The 1318-nt window shown below is 38.6% G+C and carries 1 protein-coding gene; it reads left to right on the forward strand.

Annotation, left to right across the window (positions count from 1 at the left end; genetic code table 11):
* Positions 1-124: 124 nt before the first annotated feature.
* Positions 125-1288 carry an IS4 family transposase gene (locus tag E5342_RS18975; RefSeq protein ID WP_135960078.1) on the forward strand — a complete coding sequence of 388 codons (1164 nt, stop codon included), beginning with the start codon at positions 125-127 and terminating at the stop codon, positions 1286-1288.
* Positions 1289-1318: the final 30 nt, after the last annotated feature.

The raw sequence follows: 1318 nt of genomic DNA on the forward strand, positions 1-1318 counted from the left end.
CACTACTGTCCCATTAAAATCTGAAAAAGTTCTTTGAAATTATTGAAATATAGTTAGTTACAGGGATCTTTCGAGCGAACGGACTTGAAATTTTATCTTTGCGGTAGTTTTACTATGACCGCATATGTTTCAAGACAAGTTTGTATTTGCTCAGTTAGTCGCATTCCTCGATAGAAGTAAATTTAACCGTATTGTTGCAAAATATAATGGAGACCGTTACGTCAAACACTTGACTTGTTGGAATCAGTTCCTTGCAATGATGTTCGGACAACTCTCCAACCGAGAAAGCCTGCGCGATTTGATTGTTGCGCTCGAAGCTCATCACTCCAAATGTTACCACTTGGGTATGGGCAAGAATGTATCGAAATCATCGCTTGCACGAGCAAATCAGGATAGAGACTACCGCATATTTGAGGAATATGCTTTCTATCTTGTAAGCGAGGTGCGAAAGAAATGTAGCATTGACATCTTCAAACTTGATGGCAATATATACGCTTTCGATTCAACCACGATAGACTTGTGTTTGGAAGTTTTCTGGTGGGCGAAGTTCAGAAAGAAGAAAGGTGGTATCAAGGTACATACATTGTATGATGTAGAAACACAGATTCCGACCTTCTTTCATATAACAACTGCATCGACTCACGATTCCAAAGCAATGAGCGAAATACCTTACGAAACAGGCTCTTACTACATTTTTGACCGTGCTTACAATAAGTTTTCGCAACTGTTCGGCATAAATCAAATAGGAGCACATTTCGTTGTTCGTGCAAAGAAGAATGTACAGTACAAAGTTGTAAAATGGAAACGTCGACTGCCTAAAAATGTACTCTCTGACTGTATCATTGAGTTTACAGAATACAAGGCAACGAAGGACTATCCTAAACAACTGCGACTAGTACGTTTCTTCGATGAAGAGCAAGGTAGAGAATTTGCATTTCTTACGAATGCAACGCATATTTCCTCTTCATTGGTTGCTAAACTCTACAAGAACCGTTGGCAAATAGAACTGTTCTTCAAATGGCTAAAGCAGCACCTCAAGATTAAGAAGTTTTGGGGGACTACCGAGAATGCCGTTAGAATACAAATCTATGTTGCCATTTGTACTTACCTACTTGTTACTATCGTCAAGAACGACATGAAATTGGAGAGAAGTACATACGAAGTCTTGCAGATTTTAAGCATTTCGCTAACTGACAAAACGCACTTGAAAGACCTCTTCGACAAAACTAAATTTCAATATGACAAAGACCGTTTCGGACCAAATGGGCCAAATTTATTTAATGTTTAACTAGTCCCTATTTTTTATGGGACACTAATG

Source organism: Parabacteroides distasonis, from assembly GCF_004793765.1.
In the GTDB taxonomy this organism is placed as follows: Bacteria; Bacteroidota; Bacteroidia; order Bacteroidales; family Tannerellaceae; genus Parabacteroides; species Parabacteroides distasonis_A.